The 22,854-nt window shown below is 72.0% G+C and carries 15 protein-coding genes and 2 pseudogenes; 6 read left to right on the forward strand and 11 right to left on the reverse strand.

The window, feature by feature from the left end; all coding sequences use genetic code 11:
* Positions 1 to 21: 21 nt before the first annotated feature.
* On the reverse strand, positions 22 to 1,662 hold the full coding sequence (pruA, locus tag ACLZN2_RS18130; protein ID WP_416979510.1) for an L-glutamate gamma-semialdehyde dehydrogenase: 1,641 nt from the start codon (positions 1,660 to 1,662) through the stop codon (positions 22 to 24).
* Positions 1,663 to 1,725: 63 nt separating this feature from the next.
* Complete coding sequence (locus ACLZN2_RS18135; protein WP_416979511.1) at positions 1,726 to 2,652, reverse strand: proline dehydrogenase family protein; 927 nt, start codon at positions 2,650 to 2,652, stop codon at positions 1,726 to 1,728.
* Between the two features lie 107 nt (positions 2,653 to 2,759).
* On the opposite strand from ACLZN2_RS18135, the gene ACLZN2_RS18140 reads away from it, so the two are divergent.
* Positions 2,760 to 3,989, forward strand: a complete 1,230-nt coding sequence (locus ACLZN2_RS18140) for a PucR family transcriptional regulator (protein WP_416979512.1) — start codon at positions 2,760 to 2,762, stop codon at positions 3,987 to 3,989.
* A 27-nt stretch (positions 3,990 to 4,016) separates the two neighbouring features.
* Here ACLZN2_RS18140 and ACLZN2_RS18145 read toward each other — a convergent pair whose 3' ends face one another.
* Positions 4,017 to 6,860, reverse strand: a complete 2,844-nt coding sequence (locus tag ACLZN2_RS18145) for an ATP-binding protein (protein ID WP_416979565.1) — start codon at positions 6,858 to 6,860, stop codon at positions 4,017 to 4,019.
* Between ACLZN2_RS18145 and ACLZN2_RS18150 the strand changes: the two genes are divergently transcribed.
* A complete protein-coding gene (locus ACLZN2_RS18150; protein WP_416979567.1) occupies positions 6,828 to 7,373 on the forward strand; it encodes a hypothetical protein in 546 nt (181 codons plus the stop codon). The genes ACLZN2_RS18145 and ACLZN2_RS18150 overlap by 33 nt on opposite strands.
* 36 nt (positions 7,374 to 7,409) lie before the next feature.
* Here ACLZN2_RS18150 and ACLZN2_RS18155 read toward each other — a convergent pair.
* A pseudogene (locus ACLZN2_RS18155) lies at positions 7,410 to 7,775 on the reverse strand (AfsR/SARP family transcriptional regulator); the annotation flags it as partial.
* Positions 7,776 to 7,987: 212 nt separating this feature from the next.
* On the opposite strand from ACLZN2_RS18155, the gene ACLZN2_RS18160 reads away from it, so the two are divergent.
* Genes ACLZN2_RS18160 through ACLZN2_RS18170 form a run of 3 tightly spaced genes read left to right on the forward strand, consistent with a single transcriptional unit; the run spans position 7,988 to position 11,314 of the window.
* A complete protein-coding gene (locus ACLZN2_RS18160; RefSeq protein WP_416979513.1) occupies positions 7,988 to 9,124 on the forward strand; it encodes an FAD-dependent oxidoreductase in 1,137 nt (378 codons plus the stop codon).
* Positions 9,117 to 10,655: an FAD-dependent oxidoreductase gene (locus tag ACLZN2_RS18165; RefSeq protein ID WP_416979514.1), complete on the forward strand. Its 1,539-nt coding sequence runs from the start codon at positions 9,117 to 9,119 to the stop codon at positions 10,653 to 10,655. Before ACLZN2_RS18160 ends, ACLZN2_RS18165 begins: the two co-directional genes overlap by 8 nt.
* Positions 10,652 to 11,314, forward strand: coding sequence for an SGNH/GDSL hydrolase family protein (locus tag ACLZN2_RS18170; protein ID WP_416979515.1), 663 nt, complete (start codon positions 10,652 to 10,654; stop codon positions 11,312 to 11,314). Before ACLZN2_RS18165 ends, ACLZN2_RS18170 begins: the two co-directional genes overlap by 4 nt.
* Before the next feature lie 22 nt (positions 11,315 to 11,336).
* On the opposite strand, the gene ACLZN2_RS18175 is transcribed toward ACLZN2_RS18170, so the two are convergent.
* On the reverse strand, positions 11,337 to 11,921 hold the full coding sequence (locus ACLZN2_RS18175; protein ID WP_416979516.1) for a TetR/AcrR family transcriptional regulator: 585 nt from the start codon (positions 11,919 to 11,921) through the stop codon (positions 11,337 to 11,339).
* Positions 11,922 to 12,032: 111 nt separating this feature from the next.
* Between ACLZN2_RS18175 and ACLZN2_RS18180 the strand changes: the two are divergent.
* Positions 12,033 to 12,665, forward strand: a pseudogene (locus ACLZN2_RS18180) (hypothetical protein); the annotation flags it as partial.
* Positions 12,666 to 12,787: 122 nt separating this feature from the next.
* On the opposite strand, the gene serA reads toward ACLZN2_RS18180, so the two are convergent.
* The 6 genes from serA to ACLZN2_RS18210 form a co-directional block, all read right to left on the reverse strand.
* Positions 12,788 to 14,377: a phosphoglycerate dehydrogenase gene (serA, locus tag ACLZN2_RS18185; RefSeq protein WP_416979517.1), complete on the reverse strand. Its 1,590-nt coding sequence runs from the start codon at positions 14,375 to 14,377 to the stop codon at positions 12,788 to 12,790.
* A 275-nt stretch (positions 14,378 to 14,652) separates the two neighbouring features.
* Positions 14,653 to 15,651, reverse strand: coding sequence for a ketol-acid reductoisomerase (gene ilvC, locus ACLZN2_RS18190; protein WP_133915783.1), 999 nt, complete (start codon positions 15,649 to 15,651; stop codon positions 14,653 to 14,655).
* A 119-nt stretch (positions 15,652 to 15,770) separates the two neighbouring features.
* Positions 15,771 to 16,295 carry an acetolactate synthase small subunit gene (gene ilvN / locus ACLZN2_RS18195; protein WP_416979518.1) on the reverse strand — a complete coding sequence of 175 codons (525 nt, stop codon included), beginning with the start codon at positions 16,293 to 16,295 and terminating at the stop codon, positions 15,771 to 15,773.
* A 30-nt stretch (positions 16,296 to 16,325) separates the two neighbouring features.
* Complete coding sequence (locus tag ACLZN2_RS18200) at positions 16,326 to 18,170, reverse strand: acetolactate synthase large subunit (protein ID WP_416979519.1); 1,845 nt, start codon at positions 18,168 to 18,170, stop codon at positions 16,326 to 16,328.
* A gap of 232 nt (positions 18,171 to 18,402) precedes the next feature.
* Entirely contained in the window at positions 18,403 to 21,507 is a 3,105-nt protein-coding gene (locus ACLZN2_RS18205) for a putative bifunctional diguanylate cyclase/phosphodiesterase (RefSeq protein WP_416979520.1), read from the reverse strand.
* Positions 21,508 to 21,869: 362 nt separating this feature from the next.
* Positions 21,870 to 22,844, reverse strand: coding sequence for a 2-hydroxyacid dehydrogenase (locus ACLZN2_RS18210; RefSeq protein ID WP_416979521.1), 975 nt, complete (start codon positions 22,842 to 22,844; stop codon positions 21,870 to 21,872).
* Positions 22,845 to 22,854: the final 10 nt, after the last annotated feature.

Raw genomic sequence — 22,854 nt, forward strand, 5'->3', positions numbered from 1 at the left:
CGGGGAGTCCACGCAGGGCCGTCAGCCCATGTGCGGGTAGGTGTAGTCGGTCGGTGCGACCAGGGTCTCCTTGATGGCGCGGGTCAGTGTCCAGCGGGTGAGGTTCTGCGGGGCGCCGGCCTTGTCGTTGGTGCCGGAGGCACGGCCGCCGCCGAAGGGCTGCTGGCCGACGACGGCGCCCGTCGACTTGTCGTTGATGTAGAAGTTGCCGGCCGCGTAACGCAGCTTCTCCATGGTGTACGCGGCCGCCGCGCGGTCGCCCGCGATGACCGAGCCGGTCAGGGCGTAGTCGGACACCGACTCCATCTGGGTGAGCATCTCGTCGTACTTGTCGGCCGAGCTGTCGTCGTACACGTGCACGGCGAGGAACGGGCCGAAGTACTCGGTGGTGAACACCTCGTTCTCCGGGTCGGTGCACTCGACGACGGTCGGGCGGACGAACCAGCCGACCGAGTCGTCGTAGGCGCCGCCCGCGACGATCGTGCAGGACGGGTCGGCCTGAGCGCGGTCGATGGCGGCCTTGTTCTTGGCGAAGGCGCGCTCGTCGATGACGGCGCCGATGAAGTGCGACAGGTCGGTGACGTCACCCATGGTGAGCTGGTCGACCTCGGCGGCGAACTCCTCCTTGAAACCGGAGTTCCAGATCGACGCGGGGATGTAGGCGCGGGAGGTCGCGGAGCACTTCTGGCCCTGGTACTCGAACGCGCCGCGCGTGAGGGCGGTCTTCAGGACGGCGCGGTCGGCGCTCGGGTGGGCGACGACGAAGTCCTTGCCGCCGGTCTCGCCGACCAGGCGCGGGTAGGAGCGGTACTTCTCGATGTTGGCGCCGACCGTCTTCCACAGGTACTGGAAGGTCTTCGTGGAGCCGGTGAAGTGGATGCCGGCGAGGTCGCGGTGTTCGAGGGCGACCTCGGAGACGGCGATGCCGTCGCCGGTGACGAGGTTGATGACGCCCTTGGGCAGACCGGCCTCCTCCAGCAGCCGCATGAGCAGCACGGCGGCGTGGGTCTGGGTGGGCGACGGCTTCCAGACGACGACATTGCCCATGAGGGCGGGAGCGGTCGGCAGGTTGCCCGCGATGGCGCTGAAGTTGAACGGCGTGATCGCGTAGACGAAGCCCTCCAGCGGGCGGTGGTCGAGGCGGTTCCACACGCCCGGGGAGTTGGCCGGGGGCTGCTCGGCCAGGATCTGGCGGGCGTAGTGGACGTTGAAGCGCCAGAAGTCGACGAGCTCGCAGGGGGTGTCGATCTCGGCCTGCTGCACGGTCTTGGACTGGCCGAGCATGGTGGAGGCGGCGATCGTCTCGCGCCAGGGACCGGCGAGGAGTTCGGCGGCGCGGAGGACGATGGCGGCCCGGTCGTCGAAGGACATCGCGCGCCAGGCGGGCGCGGCGGCGAGGGCCGCGTCGATGGCGTCCCGCGCGTCCGCCTGCGTGGCGTTGCGGTAGGTGCCGATCACGGCCCGGTGGTTGTGCGGCTGGACCACCTTGAACTCGTCGCCGCCGCCCATCCGCCGCTCGCCGCCGATGGTGCAGGTCAGGTCGAGGGGGTTGTCGGCCAGTTCCTTGAGCTTGGCCTCCAGCCGGGCCCGCTCGGGCGAGCCGGGGGCGTAGCCGCGCACCGGCTCGTTGACGGGGGTGGGGACCTGGGTCACAGCGTCCATGAGATCCGTAACTCCTTGTACGTGAGCGGGTGTTGGGGCTTGTGTTGGGGCTTGTGTTCGGGCTCAGCCCTTGGTGAGCATGGAGCGGGCGAAGAAGCGCAGGTTCGCCGGCTTCTCGGCGAGGCGGCGCATGAAGTAGCCGTACCAGTCGGTGCCGTAGGCGGTGTAGACGCGCATACGGTGGCCCTCGGCGGCGAGCCGCAGGTGCTCCTCGCCGCGGATGCCGTACAGCATCTGGAACTCGTACTCGTCGAGTTTGCGGCCGGCCTTGCGGGCCAGCTCCTGCGCGATGGAGATCAGGCGCGGGTCGTGGGACCCGATCATCGGATACCCTTCCCCGTCCATGAGAGTCCTCAGGATCCGCACGTACGCCTTGTCGATCTCGTGTTTGTTCTGGAGGGCGACCTCGGCGGGCTCCTTGTAGGCGCCCTTGACGAGTCGTACGCGGCTGCCGCTCGCGGCGAGGCGGCGGGCGTCGGCCTCGGTGCGGAAGAGGTAGGCCTGGATGACACAGCCGGTCTGCGGGAAGTCCCGGCGCAGCTCCTCGTGGATGGCGAACATCGAGTCGAGGGTGGTGTGGTCCTCGGCGTCGAGCGTGACGGTGGTGCCGATGGCGGCGGCGGCCTCGACGACCGGGCGGACGTTCGCGAGCGCCAGCTCGTGGCCGCCGGGGAGGGACTGGCCGAACATCGACAGCTTGACGGACATCTCGACGCGTTCGCCGAGTTCGAGCACACGGAGGCGGTCGGCCAGGGCGAGATAGGCGTCGCGGGCGGCGCCCGCCTGCTCGGGGGTGGTGATGTCCTCGCCGACGACGTCCATCGTCAGCTCCAGGCCCTGACCGGTGAGCTCCTCGACGACCGGCACGATGTCGTCCACGGTCTCGCCCGGGATGAAGCGGTCGACGACCTGCTTGGTCACCGGGGCCGCCGAGATCAGGCGTCGCATCCGGTCGCTGCGCGACGCGGCGAGAATCACGGGACCCAGCACGGGGCACCTCCACAGAGCAGCAGACAGAACCACCGTGAAACCTAAGGATCCCTCCGATCGTCAGCCATCGACAGCTGTCACGCATCCGTGCCGCAGATCTCAGACAGATGTATGAAGGACCTGCGGGACTGAGGGAGAATGCCTGGGTGACCGCCGATTACCAAGGTGAGTACCAGGACCTGGTCGATGAGATCTCGGAGCTGCTGGGCGCCCCCGCGACCCTGGAGAACCGCGACTTCGAGCTGATCGCCTTCGGTGCGTACGACAGTGAGGGCGAGCTGGACGCGTCCGCGCTGGACCCGGTGCGGGCGCGCTCGATCCTGACCCGGCGTTCGACGGCGGCCGTCCGTGCGTGGTTCGAGGGCTTCGGCATCACCCGGGCCACGGGCCCGGTCCGTATCCCGCCCACTCCGGAGGCGGGGGTCCACCGGGGCCGGGTCTGTCTCCCCGTACGGCACCGGGGGGTCGTCCTCGGTTACGTCTGGCTGCTCGCCGACGACCCCGGGCCCTCGGAGCCGCAGTTGGCGGCGGCGATGGAGGTGACCGTGCGGATCGGCGCCCTGCTCGCCGACGAGGCCCAGCACGGCGCCGACCTCACCCGGGAGCTGCGGGCTGTCCTGACGGCCGAGCCGGGCTGGCCGCACGACGCGGCGCTGGCGGAACTGCGCACCGCCCTCGGCCCCCGCGCGGAGGTCCCGCACACCCTGGTCTGCGTGGCTCCCTGGCCGGCGACCGCCCCCGACAACGCCCCGTCCCTGCGCACGCTCCCGGGGGCGACGGCCCTGTGCACGGCCCCCTGGGGCACGGGTTCCTCCTGCCTGGCGGTCCTGGTACGACTCCGCTCAGTGGACGTCCTGACCCCGGCGACTTCGGTGGCGGGGCGGTTGCTGGAACGGGCGGGTGATACCGGGAACGGGGTCGTGGCCGGGGGTGCCGCCGGGATCGCGGTCGGGCGGGTCGGGCTGGGCGGGCTCGGTGCGGCCTGGCGGGAGGCGTCGGGAGCGGCTCGGGCGGCGCTCGCGGAACCGCGGCTCGGGCCGGTCGCGCGGTGGGCGTCGATCGGGCCGTACCGGCTGCTGACCTCGCTGTCCGCGGACACCGCCCACGACCCCGCCGTACGGCCCCTGCTGACCCCCGCCCACCACGAACTCGCCCGCACCGCCGAGGTCTACCTCGACTGCGCGGGACAGGCGGGCCGCACCGCGGCGGCGCTCGGCATCCACCGGCAGACCCTGTACTACCGGCTGTCGCGCGTCGAACAGCTGACGGGCCTGGACCTGGACGACGGGGAGGACCGCCTGCTGCTGCACATGACGCTGAAGGCGGCGCGGCTGTGACTGCGGCGCGGCTGTGACACAACAGGTCTAGGATCCGCGGGCTTCCGGGTTCCCGGAACCGGCCTGGGATCCGCGGCTTCCGGGTTCCCGGGACAGCCGGGCCGGGTCGACCTCGGTCACGGCCGTCCGGCCGTCCAGCGCCCAGCCCGACCCGTACGCCACGTCGAACGCGTCGTCGCCCAGCGCGGCCCGCCCCCGTCGGGTGAGGTCGCGGACCTGCCGGTCGGTGCGGTCGTGGGCGCCGCGCAGCCGGGAGGCGGCGCCGAGCAGGACGGCGGCCTCGTGATGCCGCCCGTGTGCCTCGGCGAGCGCGGCCGTGTTCACCGCCACCATCGCCAGGATCGGCAGGTCCCGGGTCCGCAGCGCCGCCGCGTACGCCGTCGCCAGCGCCTGCTCCGCGCCGGCCGGGTCGCCCGTCTCCAGGCAGAGCACGGCCCGTGCGCCGGCGGCCAGAGTCCGCGCGTGGTCGCCGGGGAACCGGGGGGCGCCGTGCAGGCCCCGTTCGGCTCCGTCGAGCAGGTCCCGCGCCCGGTCCGGGTCGCCGAGCCGCACCCGGAAGACGGCCTCCCAGGCGTCGACCAGGAACAGCAGCTCCGGCGAGTCCGCGCGCAGCGCCCGCTCCCGGGCCGAGTCGATCACCGCGATCGCGAGGTCGGTGTCACCGCGCCGCAGCTGCAGGTCGAACCAGCGCAGGCCGCCGAGCACCTCGTCGGCAAGGCTCGGCGAGCCGAACTCGCCCGCCAGCGACCGGGCCTCGCGCAGGTCGGCCAGCGCGCCGTCGAGATCGCCGTCGTACTGCCGCAGCTGGGCGCGCAGCGGCAGCACGTTGGCCTGGCCCCAGCGGTCGCCGGCCTGCCGGAAACAAGCCAGGGCCGCGTCCACGTCGGTGCGCATCGCGTCGAGTTCGCCCGCGTTCTCGGCGAACTGGGCCCGGAACATACGGGCCAGCCCGGACAGCCACACGTCGTCGACGTCGGCCAGGTGCTCGATGACCGGGGGCGCGGTCCTGTCCTCCCGCAGCAGCGCGAGCGGGAGCGCGGTGAGCGCGCCGTACGGGCCGGGCAGCTGCGGGTACGCGAGCAGGCGGCCGACCAGTTCGCGTATCCCGGCCTGCTCCTGCGCGGCCTCCTCGGCGGTCCTCCCCGGCCGGGTGTCGCCCCGGTTGAGCAGGTGGATCGCGCGGGCGCAGTCGCGTGCGGGCGTCGGCGGCCCGTCGGCGGACACCGCCAGTGCCTCGCCCAGCCAGTACGCCGCGTCGGGGCAGCGGCCGAACAGCTGCCAGTACCAGGCCAGGTTCAGCCCGAGGGCGAGGGCGCCGGGGGCGTCGCCGGTGTCGCATCGGCGGCGCAGGGCGGCGAGTGCGTTGTCGTACTCGGCGCTGATGACCCGCAGGGCCGCCAGCTGCCCGGGCCCGCGCAGCTGTGGGTCGTACCGGGCCAACAGCCCGGCGAAGTAGCCGGCGGCGAGATCGCGGACGGTGTCGAGGTCGCCGGTGTCGGCCAGGCGTTCGGTGCCGTACTCGCGCAGTGTCTCCAGCATGCGGTAGCGCCCCGGGTCGGGGGCGAGCTGCAGCAGCGACCGGTCGACCAGGCCCGCGAGCAGCTCGGGGATCGCGGGGGCCGGCACGGGGGTGCCGGCGCACAGCGCGGTGGCCGAGGCCAGGGTGACGCCGCCGGGCAGGACCGCGACGCGTTCGGCGACCGTACGCTCGTACTCGCTGAGGGGGTCCCAGCTCCAGGCGATGACGGCGCGCAGGGTGCGGTGCCGGGGCAGCGCGGTGCGGCTGCCGGTGGTGAGCAGCCGGAACCGGTCGGACAGCCCGTCGGCCAACTCGGGCAGCGACAGCGTCCGCAGCCGGGCGGCGGCCAGTTCGAGGGCCAGCGGCATCCCGTCCAGGCCGCGGACCACCTGCCGGACCCCGGGCAGCGTCGCCTCGTCGACCTCGAAGCCGGGGCGCACGGCCGCGGCCCGCTCGGTGAACAGGCGTACCGACGCCGCCCGTCGGGCCTGCTCGACGCCGTCGTCCGGGCCGGGCAGTTCGAGCGGGCCGAGCGGTACGAGCGCCTCGCCGTCGACCGCGAGGGGTTCGCGGCTGGTGGCGAGCACGCGCAGCCCCGAGCAGCGGGACAGCAGTGCCGCGACCAGGTGGGCCACCGCGTCGATCAGGTGCTCGCAGTTGTCGACGAGCAGCAGGCTCTCCCGGCCGTCGAGCCGGTCGGCGAGTACGTCCAGTTCGTCGCCGTCGATCCGGGTGCGGGCCTCGAACAGCGCACCGCCGCGCAGCCCGGTCCCGGCGAGCAGGGCGGCGCCCACCTTGGCCGGCTCGGTGACCGAGGCGAGGTCGATCATCCAGGCGCCGTCGCGGTACGCGTGGCGCCGGCGGCGGGCGGCCTCGACGGCGAGCCGGGTCTTGCCGGCGCCGCCGGGCCCGAGCACGGTGACCAGACGTCCGGCGGCGAGGAGCGTGCCGATCCGGGCGAGGTCGTCGTCACGCCCGATGAAGCTGGTCAGCGGCGCGGGCAGGTTGCCCGGCCCGGTCCGCGGGGTGTCGGCGGCCGGGGCGGGCGGCTCGGCGCGCAGCAGGCGCAGGTGGCGTTCGCGCAGGGCGGCGCCGGGGTCGGTGCCGAGGTCGTCGGCCAGGGCCTCGCGGACCCGCTCGTACACGGTCAGCGCGTCGGCCTGGCGCCCCTGTGCGGCGAGTGCGTCCATCAGCAGCGCGGCCGCACGCTCGTGGACGGGGTGCTCGGCGAGGAGTGCGGTCAGGCGGGTGGCGGCCACGTCCGCACGGCCCAGGGACAGCTCGGCGTAGGCGAGATCGGCGACGGCCTCGACCGAAGCATGGGCCAGCCGAGTCGCAACGACGGGCGCCACCGCGACGACAGCCGTCGGCTCGGCACCGGGCTCAACACCGGGGCGGACACGGGGGCCGCCACCGAGATTGCCCCCGAGGCGGCCAACGGCGTCGCCCCCGAGGCGGCCACCGAGATCGCCACCGAGGCTGACACCGGAGTCACCGCCGGGGCGGACACCGGAGCCGCCACCAAGGCGGCCACGGGGACCGACGCCAAGATGGTCACCGGGACCGCCACCGAGATCGCCACCGACATCGCCACCGGGGCCGCCACCGAGATCGCCACCGAGGCTGACACCGGAGTCACCACCGGGGCGGACACCGGAGCCGCCACCAAGGCGGCCACGGGGACCGACGCCAAGATGGTCACCGGGACCGCCACCGAGATGGTCACCGACATCGCCACCGGGGCCGCCACCGGGGCGGACACCGGAGTCACCACCGAGGCGGACACCGGAGTCACCGCCGAGGCGGACACCGGAGCCGCCGCCAAGGTGGTCGCCGGGGCGGTCGTGGGCGTCGCCGTTCCATAGCGCGACGGCCTCGCCGAGCAGGGCCGCCGCGGCGTTCGGGTCGCCGGCGCGCAGGCGGTCGCGGCCGGTGGCGGCGAGCCGCTCGAACCGCAGCGCGTCCACGTCGGCCGCGGCCACGTCCAGCCGGTAGCCGCCCGCGACCTGTGTGACGGCGTCGGCCGAGCCGAGGGTCCGGCGCAGCCGTGAGACGAGGGCCTGAAGGGCGTGGGCGGGGTCGGTCGGAGGGTCCTCGGCCCAGATCGCGTCGACCAGGACGCCCTGCGCGACCGCGCGACCGCCTGCCAGGGCCAGCCGTACGACCAGCCCCTGCAACCGCGCACCCGAGACGGGCAGGACGGCATCCCCGCGAGACGCCTGAAAGGCGCCGAGCAGCGTGATGCGAAGCCGCGTGTCACCGTCCATCCCCCGATCTTCCCGTGTGCGCCTCGAGTCCCCAAATCAGTGCGGTGCCCTGGCTCTTGGCCGGTGGCGCGCGCGTGTCAGCGCCGTGTGCGCGCCGTGTGCGCCCCGTGTGAGCGGCCCGCGTCAGTCTTCGGGTGCCTGCCGATCCGCAGGTGGCCGGCCCGGGTTCGCCGGGCGGTCCGATCCAGGTCCAATCCATGGGAGTCACCATCATGAACACCCCTGTCACGATCATCGGCGCCGGACTGGGCGGGCTCGTCCTGGCCCGTGTCCTGCACGTCAACGGCATCCCGTCCAGGGTCTACGAGGCCGATCCCTCCCCGGCCGCGCGCAAGCAGGGCGGAATGCTCGACATCCACGACTACAACGGGCAGATCGCCCTCCAGGCGGCCGATCTGGTGGACGAGTTCCACGCCATCGTCGTCGAGGGCCGTCAGACGATGCGGGTCCTCGACCCGGACGGGACCGTCCTGATGGACAAGGCCGACGACGGCGACGGCGGACGCCCCGAGGTGATGCGCGGTGACCTGCGGCAGATGCTGCTCGACTCGCTCCCGGCCGGCACCGTCCGGTGGGACCACAAGGTCAGCGGCGTCCGTGCCCTGGGCAAGGGCGGCCACGAGGCGACGTTCGCCTGCGGGTGCACCGTTGTCACGAGCCTGCTGGTCGGCGCGGACGGCGCGTGGTCTCGGGTGCGGCCGCTGCTTTCCGACGCCACCCCCGAGTACGCCGGCGCGGCGTTCGTCGAGACCTACCTGTTCGAGGCCGACACCCGGCACCCCGCGGCAGCGAAAGCGGTCGGCGGCGGGTCGATGATCGCGCCCTCGCCGGGCAAGGAGATCTTCGCCCACCGGGAGCGTGGCGCCACCCTGCACGCCTACGTGCAGCTCACCAGGGAGCGGGACTGGTTCGCCGCCGTCGACTTCACCGACGCCGCCGCGGCCACCGCGCGTATCGCGCAGGAGTTCGACGGCTGGGCGCCGGAGCTCACCGCGCTGATCACCGAAGCCGACACCGCGCCGGTACTGCGCCCCCACTACGCCCTGCCGGCCGGGCTCCGGTGGGAGCGGGTGCCGGGGGTGACCCTGGTCGGCGACGCCGCCCACCTCGCGGCGCCGAACGGCGAGGGCGCCAACCTGGCCATGCTCGACGGCGCCGAACTCGGCAAGGCCCTCGCCGCGCATCCCGGTGACGTCGAGGCCGCACTCACCGCGTACGAGCAGGCCATGTTCCTCCGCCCCACCGAGGACGTCATGTTCGAAGGTGCCGAGGTCAAGGGGATCGACTCCGACGACAACACGGCTCAGGGCCTGGTCGACATGATCGCCAAGGGGGACTCCCGTGCATGACGTGGTGATCGTGGGCGCCGGTCCGGTCGGTCTGTTCCTCGCCTGTGAGCTGGCTCTCGCGAACTGCTCCGTCCTGGTGCTGGAGCGGGAGCCGGAACCCCGCTCCCCGTGGCAGGCCGCCCCGCTCGGGACGCGGGGCCTGAACGCCGCGTCGGTCCAGGCGTTCCACCGCCGCGGCATGCTGCACTCGCTGCTGACGGCGTCGGGCATCGACGACGCTCCCGGTGCGGGCCCCGACGCGGACCCCGACGCGGACGAACCGTCACCCCCTCGTAGCGTGGGCCATTTCGCCGGGATGATGCTCGATCCGGCCGGGGTCGACGTCGCCGCCCTGCCGTTCCGGCTTGCCGGCCCGGCGCCGGAGGGCATGATGACCAGCCTCGAAGCGGTCGGGACGGTGCTGTCCCGGCGGGCGTCCGAACTCGGCGTGCAGATCAGGCGCGGCGTCACGGTCTCGGCCGTCGCCCAGGACGACGAGAGGGTGGTCGCGCGGACCGGCGAGCAGGAGTACGCGGCGCGCTGGCTCGTCGGCTGCGACGGCGGACGCAGCACGGTGCGCGGGCTCGCGGGCTTCGACTTCGTCGGCACCGAGCCGCAGTTCACCGGCTACGTCGTGCTCGCCGCCGTCGCCGATCCCGAGAAGCTGCGTCCCGGGTTCAACCTGACGCCGACGGGCATGTACCTGCGCACGCCCGCGGAGGAGTACATCGGCATGACGGACTTCGACGGCGGCGCGTTCGACCGCTCCCGGCAGCCGACCCGGGAACATCTCCAGGCGGTTCTGCGCCGTGTGTCCGGCACCGACGTGGCGCTGAACGACGTCCGTGCCGCCTCGACCTTCACCGACCGGGCGATGCAGACGACGACCTACCGCCGGGGACGCGTCCTGCTCGCGGGCGACGCCGCGCACATCCACTCCCCCCTCGGCGGGCAGGGACTCAACCTGGGCATCGGCGACGCCATGAACCTGGGATGGAAGCTCGCGGCGACCGTGCACGGCACCGCGCCGGACGGGCTTCTCGACACCTACACCCGCGAGCGCCATCCGATCGGCGCGGCGGTGCTCGACTGGTCGCGCGCCCAGGTGGCGGTCATGCGGCCGGGGCCGCATGCCCTCGCGGTGCGGGGACTGGTCCGCGACCTGCTGGCGACGCGCGACGGGACGACGTACGCGTTCGAGAGGCTGTCGGGATCGTCGAACCGCTACGACCTCGGCAGCGAGCACCCGCTGGTCGGCCGAGGCGCCCCGGACCTCCGTCTCGAGGAGGGCACTCGCCTCGGCGACCTGATGCGGGACGGGCGGGGCGTCGTGCTCGACTTCGGCGTCGGCCGGTCCCTGCGGGGTTCGGCGAAGGCGTGGGAGGGCCGGATGCGGTACGTGGCCGGGCCGGCGCGGAACGACCTCGGACTGGGCGCCGTACTGGTCCGGCCCGACGGCACAGTCGCCTGGGCAGGTGACCGCGACCCCGACCGGGAAGCGTTCGAGCAGGCCGCCGGCCGTTGGTTCGGCACTCCGGAGGCGCACGCGTGACCATCACCCTGCGGCCGGGAAGCACTGTGATGTTCACCGGCGATTCGATCACCGACTGCGGGCGGCTGGAGAGCGAACAGCCGCTCGGACACGGCTACCCGCTGCGCATCGCGGGCGAGTGGGGACTCCGGCACCCGGACCGTGCGGTGACCTGGCTGAACTCCGGGATCGCGGGCGACAAGGTGACGGACCTGGAAGCCCGCTGGCAGGCGGACGTGCTCGACGCCCGCCCGGACGTGGTGTCGGTCCTCGTCGGCATCAACGACGTCGGCTGGCACTCGTACGACCCGGACGGACATGTGATCCCCGCGGAGGACTACGCGGCAGGGTACGACCGCCTGCTCGCGCCCCTCGCCGAGTCCGGTGCCGACCTGATCCTCGTCGAGCCGTTCCTCCTGCCGATTCGCGCCCGTGTCGAGGTCGGCGACGTGCACATCGGCGTGGCGGACCGCAGGAAGTGGCGTGCCGACCTGGATCCGAAGATCCAGGTCGTACGCGAGCTCGCCCTCAGGTACGGCGCCCAGCTGCTCGCCGCCGACGGCCTGTTCGCCGGGCTCGCCGCGACGACCGGGCCGGAGTACTGGGCCGCGGACGGCGTGCACCCCACGCCGGCCGGTCACGCCGCACTCGCGGCGGCCTGGCTGCGCCTGGTCGCGTGACCGGTCCGCCGCGACGGGCGGATCACTTCTCGGTGGCGGCCTCGATGACCTGGCGGAGGCCCTCGGTGAGGGTCTCCGCCTCCGGCGCGGTCTTGGGGTCGAAGGTCCACTGCGCGATGAGACCCAGCATCAGGGTCGAGTAGAAGCCGCCGAGGGTGTCGGCGGTGGTGTCCGTGACCTCCTCCTCGGGCACGCCCATGAGCAGGGAGACGAAGCCGCGCGAGCCCTCGCGCTGCGCCCGCGCCAACTGGTCGCGGACATCCGGCAGTTGATCACCCATGACGACGATTTCCATGCTGAGCCGCCACAACGAGCCCGGCTCCCGCATGGTGGCCACGACGTTCGTCCACAGTGCCTGGAAGCGTTCGAGGGAGCCGGGCGCGCCGGGCAGGTCCCCGGTTCCGCTGCCGTCGAAGGCGTCGGACATCTCCTCGACCAGGGCGACGTACGCCTGCGCCAGCAGCGCGTCCTTCGAGCCGTAGTGGTAGCCGATGGAGGCGAGGTTGGTCCCCGACTCCTTCACGATGTCGCGCGCGGTCGTGCGCACGAATCCCTTCTCCAGCAGGCAGCGCTTGGCGCCTTCGAGCAGATCCTCGCGGTGTCCCATGCGGCTCAGCGTACTCCAGGATCCATACAGCCGTCCTAGACGCACGACTTACTCAAGCGTTCCACACAATCGTTCTAGACATACGTTTAATACGCCCGTACATTTCCTGGCATGACGAACCCGACGACGAACTCGACGAGCACCACCACACCCCCGGCCGGACGGGCCGGCCGTCGTTGGGGGTCCCCCCTCTGGGGCAGGATCGCCCTCGGCGTCCTGATGCTTCCGCTGCTGCCGAGCGGCACCCAGCAGCTGTGGATCTTCGACATCTACGCGTTCGTCCTGGCCGGCCTGCTGATGACGATGGGCTCCCTCGGCGACCGCATCGGCCGCCGCAAAAGCTGCTCCTGGCGGGCGCCGCCGCCTTCGGGGCCGCCTCCCTGGTCGCCGCCTACGCGAACAGCGCCGAGACCGACCTGGCGATGGGCGCGGCCCCCGCCGGGCGGGCCGGCTCCGCCTCCTCCCTGCTGGAGACCGGCGCCGAGTTCGGCGGCGCCCTGGGGATGGCGGTCCTCGGCTCCATCGGTACGGCGATCTACCGCCACGAGATCCCGTTCCTCGGCACCGGCGCCGGCCCGCGAGACGCTGGGCGGCGCACTGGCGGTCGCCGACCGCGTCCCCGGCCTGGCCACGGCCGCGCGGGAGGCGTTCACCAGCGGGATGCAGGGCGCGGCGATCGCCGGGGCGGTGCTGCTGGTGGGGGCGGCGGTGGCGGCTGCGGTGAGCCTGCGGAGGATCCAGGTGAAGTGACGCAGACATTGCAAACGCCGGACGGGCAGAATCAGCCCGTCCGGCGTTTGAGGACGAGGCCCGTTCAGGGCCGAAGCGGGGGCCTGGGGGTGGCAGCCCCCAGACGGGCGCCAACCTCAGGCGAGGTTGACCGCACGAGCAGACGTCGCACCGATCTCGGTGGACACCTCCGTCAGCACCCCGGAGGGCACCGTGTCGTCGACAGTGAGGACGGCCAGCGCCTCGCCGCCCGCCGCCGCGCGGGCGACCTGCATGCCGGCGATGTTGATGCCGGCCTCGCCGAAGATACGGCCGACGGTGCCGACGACACCGGGACGGTCCTCGTACTTGAGGACGACCATGTGGTCGGCGAGGGCGAGGTCGACGTCGTAGTCGCCGACCGCGACGATCTTCTGGAGGTGCTTCGGACCGGCCAGCGTGCCGGAGACCGACACCTCCTCGCCGTCCGAGAGCGTGCCGCGCACGGTCACGACGTTGCGGTGGTCGGCGGACTCGGAGCTGGTGGTGAGGCGCACCTCGACACCGCGCTCCTGGGCGAAGAGGGGCGCGTTGACGTAGGAGACGGTCTCGTCGACGACGTCCTCGAAGACACCCTTGAGGGCGGAGAGCTCCAGCACCTTCACGTCGTGCTGGGTGATCTCGCCGTAGACCTCGACGTCGAGGCGGGCCGCGACCTCGCCGGCGAGCGCGGTGAAGATCCGGCCGAGGCGCTCGGCGAGCGGCAGACCCGGCTTGACGTCCTCGGCGATGACACCGCCCTGGACGTTGACCGCGTCCGGCACGAGCTCACCGGCGAGCGCGAGGCGCACCGAGCGGGCGACGGCGATACCGGCCTTCTCCTGGGCCTCGTCGGTGGAGGCACCGAGGTGCGGGGTGCTGACGACCTGGTCGAACTCGAACAGCGGGGAGTCCGTGCAGGGCTCCTTCGCGTACACGTCGAGGCCGGCACCGGCGACCCGGCCCTCCTTGAGGGCGGAGTACAGCGCCTGCTCGTCGACGATCCCGCCGCGCGCGGCGTTGACGATCCGCACGGTCGGCTTGACCTTGCGCAGCGCCTCGTCGCCGATCAGTCCGACCGTCTCGGGGGTCTTCGGCAGGTGCACGGTGATGAAGTCGGAGACCTCGAGCAGCTCGTCCAGCGACAGCACCTTCACGCCCATCTGGGCGGCGCGGGCGGGCTGGATGTAGGGGTCGTAGGCGACGACCTTCATACCGAAGGCGGACATGCGCTGGGCGACGAGCGCGCCGATCCGGCCGAGGCCGACCACGCCGAGGGTCTTCTCCGCCAGCTCCACGCCGGTGTACTTGCTGCGCTTCCACTCGCCGTTCTTCAGCGCGGCGTTGGCCTGCGGGATGTGGCGGGCGGTGGCGAGGAGGAGACCGCAGGCCAGCTCGGCGGCGGTCACGATGTTGGAGGTGGGGGCGTTGACGACCATCACGCCGGCCTTGGTGGCGGCGGAGACGTCGACGTTGTCGAGGCCGACGCCGGCTCGGGCGACGACCTTCAGCTTGTCGGCGGCGGCGATCGCCTCGGCGTCGACCTTGGTGGCGGAGCGGATCAGGATCGCGTCGACATCGGCGATGGCGGGGAGCAGCTCGGCTCGGTCCGCTCCGTTGCAGTGCCGGATCTCGAAGTCCGGGCCAAGTGCGTCCACGGTCGCGGGCGACAGCTCTTCAGCGATGAGTACGACGGGTTTCGAGCTCACGTGAGTCCTCACAAGTCCAAGAACATGCGGACGGCCGTCCCGACGGCCGCAGGCGGAGGAGGGGCTAGCCGCGTGGAAGACGCACGACGCTGTGGGCCTGAACGCGTATACGACAGCAGTGTAGTGCTGCGACGGAGGTCGCCTCACGCCTCCACGGAAGGATCACCCGGACGCGGGTAAAAAATCAGCCCCTCCGGCGTTTGAGGAGCGGGGTCCGGGGCAGAGCCCCGCGACGGCACCCCGGACCGGCGGCACCGTCGCGGAGCGTTTCCGCTTTACGCCTCCTCGTTCACCCAGCTCATCAGCTTGCGGAGCTGCTTGCCGGTGGTCTCCAGCAGGTGCTCGGAGTCGGCCGTCTTGTACTCGTTGTACTTCTTCAGACCGCCGTGGTACTCGTCCATCCAGTTCTGGGCGAAGGTGCCGTCCTGGATCTCGGCGAGGACCTGCTTCATCTCGGCCTTGGTGGCGTCGGTGATGATGCGCGGGCCGGTGACGTAGTCGCCCCACTCGGCGGTCTCGGAGACGGACCAGCGCATCTTCTCCAGGCCGCCCTCGTACATGAGGTCGACGATCAGCTTCAGCTCGTGCAGGCACTCGAAGTAGGCGATCTCCGGCTGGTAGCCGGCCTCGACCAGGGTCTCGAAGCCCGCCTTGACCAGCGCGGCGGTGCCACCGCAGAGGACGGCCTGCTCACCGAACAGGTCGGTCTCGGTCTCCTCGGTGAAGGTGGTCTTGATGACACCGGCGCGGGTGCCGCCGATGGCCTTGGCGTACGACAGGGCGAGCGCGAAGGCGTTGCCGGTCGCGTCCTGCTCGACGGCGGCGATCGCGGGGACGCCGCGGCCCTCCTCGTACTGGCGGCGGACCAGGTGGCCCGGGCCCTTCGGGGCGACCAGGGCGACGTCGACGCCGGCCGGGGCCTTGATGAAGCCGAAGCGGACGTTGAAGCCGTGCGCGAAGAACAGCGCGTCGCCGTCGTTCAGGTTCGGGGCGATGGACTCCTCGTAGACCTGGGCCTGGATCGGGTCCGGGATGAGGATCATGATGACGTCGGCCTCGGCGGCGGCCTCGGCGGGGGTCACCACGCGCAGGCCCTGCTCCTCGGCCTTGGCCTTGGACTTGGAGCCCTCGTGCAGACCGACGCGGACGTCGACACCCGAGTCACGGAGCGACAGCGCGTGGGCGTGGCCCTGGCTGCCGTACCCGATGACCGCGACCTTGCGGCCCTGGATGATGGACAGGTCGGCGTCGGCGTCGTAGAACAGCTCGGCCACTTTGGGTTCTCTCCTTGAGTGCAGGTGTTGCGTCCCACCGTATGACGGCGGGCGGAAGGGAAGTCTCGGGGTCTCGGTATACGGGCGGCCGGGGTCGGCCCGACCGCCCGGTTCCAGCCTTACGCGGATCGGTCGAGAGCGCGCAGTGAGCGGTCCGTGATCGAACGGGCGCCGCGGCCGATCGCGATCGTGCCGGACTGGACCAGTTCCTTGATGCCGTACGGTTCCAGCATCTTGAGCATGGCGGACAGCTTGTCGCTGCTGCCGGTGGCCTCGATGGTCACGGCCTCCGGGGAGACGTCCACGGTCTTGGCGCGGAACAGCTGGACGATCTCGATGATCTGGGAGCGCGTCTCGTTGTCGGCGCGCACCTTCACCAGAACGAGTTCGCGGTGGACGGCCTGTGACGGCTCCAGCTCGACGATCTTCAGCACCTCGACGAGCTTGTTGAGCTGCTTGGTGACCTGTTCCAGCGGCAGGCCCTCGACGCTGACCACGATGGTGATGCGGGAGATGTCGGGGTGCTCGGTGACGCCGACGGCGAGCGAGTCGATGTTGAAGCCCCGGCGGGAGAACAGGGCGGCGATCCGGGCCAGGATGCCCGGCTTGTTCTCCACCAGGACGGAGAGCGTGTGCTTGGACATGTTCTTTGCGTCTCTCTCTGCGTCTCTGGCTCAGTCGTCTTCGTTGTCGCCGAAGTCGGGGCGGACGTCCCGGGCGGCCATGATCTCGTCGTTGGAGGTGCCGGCGGCGACCATCGGCCAGACCATCGCGTCCTCGTGGACGATGAAGTCGATGACGACGGGGCGGTCGTTGACGGAGTTCGCCTCCTCGATGACCTTGTCGAGGTCGTCGGGGGACTCGCAGCGGATCGCGTAGCAGCCCATGGCCTCCGACAGCTTCACGAAGTCGGGGACGCGGGTGCCGCGGGCGTCCGGGTTGACGTCGTTCGGCCCGGAGTGCAGCACGGTGTTGGAGTACCGCTGGTTGTAGAACAGGGTCTGCCACTGGCGGACCATCCCGAGGGCGCCGTTGTTGATGATGGCGACCTTGATCGGGATGTTGTTCAGGGCGCAGGTGGTGAGTTCCTGGTTGGTCATCTGGAAGCAGCCGTCGCCGTCGATCGCCCAGACGGTCTTCGCCGGCGCGCCGGCCTTGGCGCCCATCGCGGCCGGGACCGCGTAGCCCATGGTGCCCGCGCCGCCGGAGTTCAGCCAGGTGGCGGGCTTGTCGTACTGGATGAAGTGGGCGGCCCACATCTGGTGCTGGCCGACGCCCGCCGCGAAGATCGTGCCCTCGGGGGCGAGCCGGCCGATGCACTCGATGACCTGCTGCGGGGAGAGCGAGCCGTCGGCGGGCTGGTCGTAGCCGAGCGGGTAGGTCTCGCGCCAGCGGTTGAGGTCCTTCCACCATGCGGTGTAGTCGCCCTGCTGGCCCTCGCTGTGCTCCTTCTGCACCGCCTGGATGAGGTCGGCGATGACCTCGCGGGCGTCGCCCACGATCGGCACGTCGGCGGCGCGGTTCTTGCCGATCTCCGCGGGGTCGATGTCCGCGTGGACGATCTTGGCGTACGGCGCGAAGCTGTCGAGCTTGCCGGTGACGCGGTCGTCGAAGCGGGCGCCGAGGGCGATGATCAGGTCGGCCTTCTGCAGACCGGTGACCGCGGCGACGGAGCCGTGCATCCCGGGCATGCCCAGATGCTGCGGGTGGCTGTCGGGGAACGCGCCCAGCGCCATCAGCGTGGTGGTGACGGGCGCGCCGGTCAGCTCGGCGAGGACCTTCAGCTCGGCGGTGGCGCCGGCCTTGAGGACGCCGCCGCCGACGTACAGGATCGGCCGCTTGGCGGTGGTGATCAGCTTGGCCGCCTCGCGGATCTGCTTGGCGTGCGGCTTGGTCACCGGGCGGTAGCCGGGCAGGTCCATGGTGGGCGGCCAGGAGAAGGTGGTCTTCGCCTGGAGGGCGTCCTTGGCGATGTCGACGAGGACGGGCCCGGGGCGGCCGGTGGAGGCGATGTGGAACGCCTGCGCGATCACCCGCGGGATGTCCTCGGCCTTGGTGACCAGGAAGTTGTGCTTGGTGATCGGCATGGTGATGCCGACGATGTCCGCCTCCTGGAAGGCGTCCGTGCCGATCGCCTTCGACGCGACCTGCCCGGTGATCGCCACGAGCGGCACCGAGTCCATGTGCGCGTCGGCGATCGGCGTGACCAGGTTGGTCGCGCCGGGGCCGGATGTGGCCATGCAGACGCCGACCTTGCCGGTGGCCTGCGCGTAGCCGGTGGCCGCGTGGCCGGCGCCCTGCTCGTGGCGGACCAGGACGTGACGGACCCGGGTGGAGTCCATCATCGGGTCGTAGGCGGGAAGGATCGCACCACCGGGAATGCCGAATACCGTCTCGGCGCCGACCTCCTCGAGGGAGCGGATGAGGGACTGCGCGCCCGTGACGTGCTCGACGGTGGCGGAGTGTCCTCCGGATCGGGGCCGGGGCTGCGGATGAGCCCCGGGGGCCTGCTCGGTCATCGGCATTCTCTTCTCGATGCTGAGGGTTTTACTGCGGGTTCTACGGGTTCACTGCGGGTTTTGTGCAACAAAAAACCCCTCGTGCCGAAAGGCAAGCGAGGGGAGCGCGCCGGGTGTGGGTCGCTGGGATTCCGGGTCCTTCCGGGCGTCACCAGCTTCAGCCGACGCGCTTTCCAAGTACGAGAATTCGGGTGCGCATGGCATTGACCCTCCCCCTGGCGCGCACCGACTGTCAAGTGGGTGGGACAGGAGTCTCAGTATGTGAGCGAAGGGCACTTCCGCTCCCCAGAACGGCGGTCACTCCACTGGTGTACACCCCCGGGGCGCCACCCGCGAACGCGGGTTCCACGGGGCCGTGGGGCACCGAGTAGCGGCCCGTCGCGAGCGCGCGGCGCAGCCGGTACTCGTCGAGCGGCCCGGAGAACGCCATGCCCTGGCCGTGCGTGCAGCCCATCGCCCGCAGGGCCACGACCTGTTCGGGCAGGTCCACGCCGTCGGCCACGGACTGCAGCCCGAGGTCGCAGGCGATCCGCAGCAGCCCGCTGGTGATCTTGTGCAGTCGCGCGGACTCGACGACCCCCTCGACCAGCGAGCGGTCGAGCTTGAGGATGTCGACGGGGAGCCGGCGCAGCGCGGTGAGGGCGCCGTAACCGCCGCCGAAGCCGTCGAGGGCGATCCGGACGCCGAGCCGGCGCAGCGCGCCGAGGCGGCGCTCCAGTTCGTCCAGGGGCACCTTCTGGTCCAGGTCCGCCAGTTCGATCACCAGTGATCCGGAGGGCAGTCCGTGCCGGGTGAGCAGGGCCTCCACGGAGCCCAGCGGCATCGACCGGTCCAGCAGCCGCCGGGCGCTCATGCGCACGGCGACCGGGACGGTGAGTCCGCTCGCGGTCCGGTCGGCGGCCTGTTCGACGGCCTCCTCCAGGATCCAGCGGCCCAGTTCGGCGGTCCGGTCGCTGTCCTCCGCGACCCGCAGGAACTCGGCGGGGGTGAACAGCACTCCTTGGGAGGAGCGCCAGCGTGCCTGGGCGGCGACCGACGAGATCCGGCCGTCGTCCAGCCGGACCACGGGCTGGTGCAGCAGGGCGAACTCGCCGTCGTGCAGTGCGGCCCGCAGCCGGGTGGCGAGCTCCGCCTTGCGTACGACGTCCTGCTGCATCTGTGGCTTGTACAGCTCGACCCGGCCCTTGCCGCCCGCCTTGGCGCGGTACATCGCGAGGTCGGCGTTGCGCAGGATCTCACCCGCGCCGAGACCCGGTTCGGCGAAGGCGACACCGATGGAGGCGGCGACCCTGACGTCGTTGCCATCGATCAGGTAGGGCTGCGAGAGGGTCACCCTGAGGCGGTCGGCGAGCTCCAGGATGTGCCGCTCGCGGGCGGCCCGGTCGCGGGTGGTGTCGCCGACGATCAGGGCGGCGAACTCGTCGCCGCCGAGCCGGGACGCGGTGTCGCCCTTGCGGACGGCGTCCTGGAGCCGGCGGGCGGCCTGGACGAGGAGTTCGTCCCCGGCCTGGTGCCCGATGGTGTCGTTGACCGCCTTGAAGCCGTCGAGGTCGATGAAGAGGACCGCGGTGTTGCGCAGGGCGGTGCCCCGGTCGGAGCTGCGGCGGCCGGACAGGGCCTGCTGGACGCGCCGGGTGAACAGGGCGCGGTTGGGCAGGTCGGTGAGCGGGTCGTGCTCGGCGTTGTGCTGGAGCTGCGCCTGCAGACGCACCCGTTCGGTGACGTCCCGGCTGTTGAAGATCAGGCCGCCGTGGTGGCGGTTGACGGTGGACTCGACGTTGAGCCAGCCTCCCCCGCTCTCGGCTTCTCCCCCAGCCTCCGGCCGGGAGGTGCCCCCAGGGCGGGAGGTGCCTCCGTCGCCGGAGCGGAAGCGGCACTCGATGCGGGTGGTGGGCTCGTCCTGGGGGCTGGCGGCGAGGAAGCGGCGCACCTCGTGCACCACGCAGCCCAGGTCCTCGGGGTGGATGAGGTCGGCCAGCTCGGTGCCCACGAGGGCCTCGGCGGGCCGTCCGTAGACCCCGGCGGCGGCCGGGGAGACGTACCGCAGGATGCCGCTGGGGGCGGCGATCATGATGACGTCGCTGGAACCCTGCACGAGGGAGCGGAAGTGGTTCTCCTTCTGCGCCAGTTCCTGGGTGAGGGTGATGTTGTCGAGCAGCATGATCCCCTGGCGCACCACGAGGGCGAGCACGACCGCGCCACCGGTCAGCAGCACCACGCGGTCGACGCTGCGGCCGTTGAGGACGTTGTAGAGGATCCCCAGGGTGCAGACGGCGGCGGCGAGGTACGGGGTGAGGGCGGCGAGGGAGCCGGTGATGGGACGGGTGGCCGGATACCGGCTGTGGTCGCCTCCCTGTGGTGGGGGTGGCTGCGGGGGTGTGTGGGCGGAGGGGTGCGGGGCCGCGTGCGGGTGACCGCCGGGGTGGTGTCCCGGCACGTGCTCGTGGACCACGCGTGTGTGTCCCTCGTCGACGGGTCCGTGCTGCCGGGAGGCGGCCCAGGGGGCGTACGCCAGGAGCAGGGAGCCCGCGAACCAGCCGGCGTCGAGGAGCCGGCCCGACTGGTAGTCGTTGTGCAGGAGCGGTGAGGTGAACAGGGCGTCGCACATCACGGTCAGCGCGAGCGCCCCGACGGCCGTGTTCACCGCCGTGCGGTTCACGTAGGACCTTCTGAAGTGCAGGACGAGCACCATGCTGACCAGGGCGATGTCGAGCAGCGGGTACGCCAGTGACAGCGCCGCGTGCGTCACGCTCGGTCCGTCGAACTTCGCGGCCTGCGCGAGGGCGAGGCTCCAGGAGAGCGTGAGCAGCGAGCCGGCGATCAGCCAGGCGTCCAGCGCCAGGCAGACCCAGCCGGCCTTGGTGACGGGCCGGGTGGCCAGTACCAGCAGCCCCACGATGGCGGGGGGCGCGAAGCAGAGGAAGAACAGGTCGGCGTAGCTGGGGCTGGGGACGTCGCGCCCGAGGACGACCTCGTACCACCCCCAGACCAGGTTGCCGAGGGCGGCCATCGTCGAGGAGAGCGCGAACAGCAGCCAGGCGGGTCGAAAGCGGACGCGGCGGGTGCGCGCGTAGAGGCAGCAGGACACGGCGGCGGTGCCCGCCGCGGCGGTCAGTCCGAAGTCGCCCATGATCAGGGCGAGTTCCTCGGAGCCCCAGCCGACCGCGGCACCGACGGCGTATCCCGCGCAGACGAGGGCCAGCATCAGTTGGTGGACCAGGTTCTTTCCGGCGCGGAAGGACGGCCGGCCGGTCGGCGTTGTCGTCGCCGGGGACCGGTCGCGTGGTGCCGGGTCGACTCCGTCGAGGAGGGTCGTGGAGGTCGTCGGGGTGCTCACCGGGTCCCCCAGGTCCGCGGCGCCGGGTCCCCCCGGTGCGCTTGCTTCCGGCGGCCGCTGTGCCTGTGGTGGTGCTGGCCGGGGTGGGTGTCGTGACCGCGTCTGCGCGCGGCCCTGCGCCAGGGTCGTCGCCGGCGGCTCCGCCGCGTCGGATCGTTCGTCCATAGGCCGTGCATCGCCCGTCGCCCCCCTCACAAGTCTGAAATGTCCGTCCCAGGCGCCGAAAGGTCGCGGCGCAGCCCCTGTCGGGACGATACACCAGTCTCGTCACTCAGGGACATAGGTTCTCTACGCTCCGTAACGATCATCGGCATATGCGTACGGACCGCGCCCGGAGGACTGCGGAGGGTGCCGGAACCGGACTACACGGATGCCGTACCCGTCGTCAGGATCACGTGGCGCAAGGGCTCCTGGTTCACGAGACGGCCCAACTGGTCCACCAGGAGCCGCTTGGCGCGGGGCAGGAAGGCGGAGGTGGGGCCGCCGACGTGGGGGCTGATCAGCACGCCGGGCGAGTGCCACAACGGGTGGGCGGGGGGCAGGGGTTCGGGGTCGGTGACGTCGAGTGCGGCGGTGAGGCGGCCGGTCTCCAGTTCGGCGAGCAGCGCCTTGGTCTCGACGACCGGGCCGCGGGCGACGTTGACCAGCAGCGCGCCGTCCTTCATACGGGCCAGGAACTCGGTGTCGACCAGGCCGCGGGTGGTCTCGGTGAGGGGGGTGGACAGGATGACGACGTCCGCCTCGGGCAGGAGGGCGGGCAGTTCGGTGAAGGGATGCACAAGACCGCGCGCCGTCGTGCGCTGGGAGCGCGCGACGCGTGACACGCGCGCCACCTCGAAGGGAACGAGCCGGTCCTCGATGGCGGCGCCGATGGCCCCGTACCCGACGATGAGCACGTTCCTGTCGGCGAGCGCCGGGCGGAAACCGCCCTCCCAGTGCCCGCGGTCCTGCGCGCGCACGAACTGCGGGATGCCCCGCAGCGCGGCGAGCGTCAGCGTGAGCGCCAGCTCGGCGGTGCTCGCCTCGTGCACCCCGCGCGCGTTGCACAGCCGCACACCGGGCGGCAGGTCCGCCAGCCGTGCGGTGATGTCGTCCACCCCGGCGGTGAGCGTCTGCACGACCCGCACCCGCCGCAGCTCCGCCAGCGGCCCCACCCGCACCCGCTGCGCCTTCATGTACGGCACGACGTACACCACGCAGTCCGCGGGGTCCCCGGGGTACGGCTGATCGCCGTCCACTCCCCCGTCCCAGAAGAGGTAGCGGAACCCTTCGGGGAGACCGTCGATCTCCTCCGGAGGGATGGGCAGCCATACGTCACGGGGTGGGTCGATGCTCATGTCAGGAGGC

The sequence above is a fragment of the Streptomyces sp. T028 genome (genome assembly GCF_048159505.1).
Lineage (GTDB): Bacteria > Actinomycetota > Actinomycetes > Streptomycetales > Streptomycetaceae > Streptomyces.

Excerpts from the sequence above, each read along its gene's own strand:
- pruA (WP_416979510.1), bottom strand. The coding sequence starts at position 1,662 with ATGGACGCTGTGACCCAGGTCCCCACCCCCGTCAACGAGCCGGTGCGC.
- ACLZN2_RS18140 (WP_416979512.1), top strand. The coding sequence starts at position 2,760 with ATGTATGAAGGACCTGCGGGACTGAGGGAGAATGCCTGGGTGACCGCC.
- ACLZN2_RS18150 (WP_416979567.1), top strand. The coding sequence starts at position 6,828 with ATGGGCCAGCCGAGTCGCAACGACGGGCGCCACCGCGACGACAGCCGT.
- ACLZN2_RS18160 (WP_416979513.1), top strand. The coding sequence starts at position 7,988 with ATGAACACCCCTGTCACGATCATCGGCGCCGGACTGGGCGGGCTCGTC.
- ACLZN2_RS18175 (WP_416979516.1), bottom strand. The coding sequence starts at position 11,921 with ATGGGACACCGCGAGGATCTGCTCGAAGGCGCCAAGCGCTGCCTGCTG.
- ilvN (WP_416979518.1), bottom strand. The coding sequence starts at position 16,295 with ATGTCCAAGCACACGCTCTCCGTCCTGGTGGAGAACAAGCCGGGCATC.
- ACLZN2_RS18200 (WP_416979519.1), bottom strand. The coding sequence starts at position 18,170 with ATGACCGAGCAGGCCCCCGGGGCTCATCCGCAGCCCCGGCCCCGATCC.
- ACLZN2_RS18210 (WP_416979521.1), bottom strand. The coding sequence starts at position 22,844 with ATGAGCATCGACCCACCCCGTGACGTATGGCTGCCCATCCCTCCGGAG.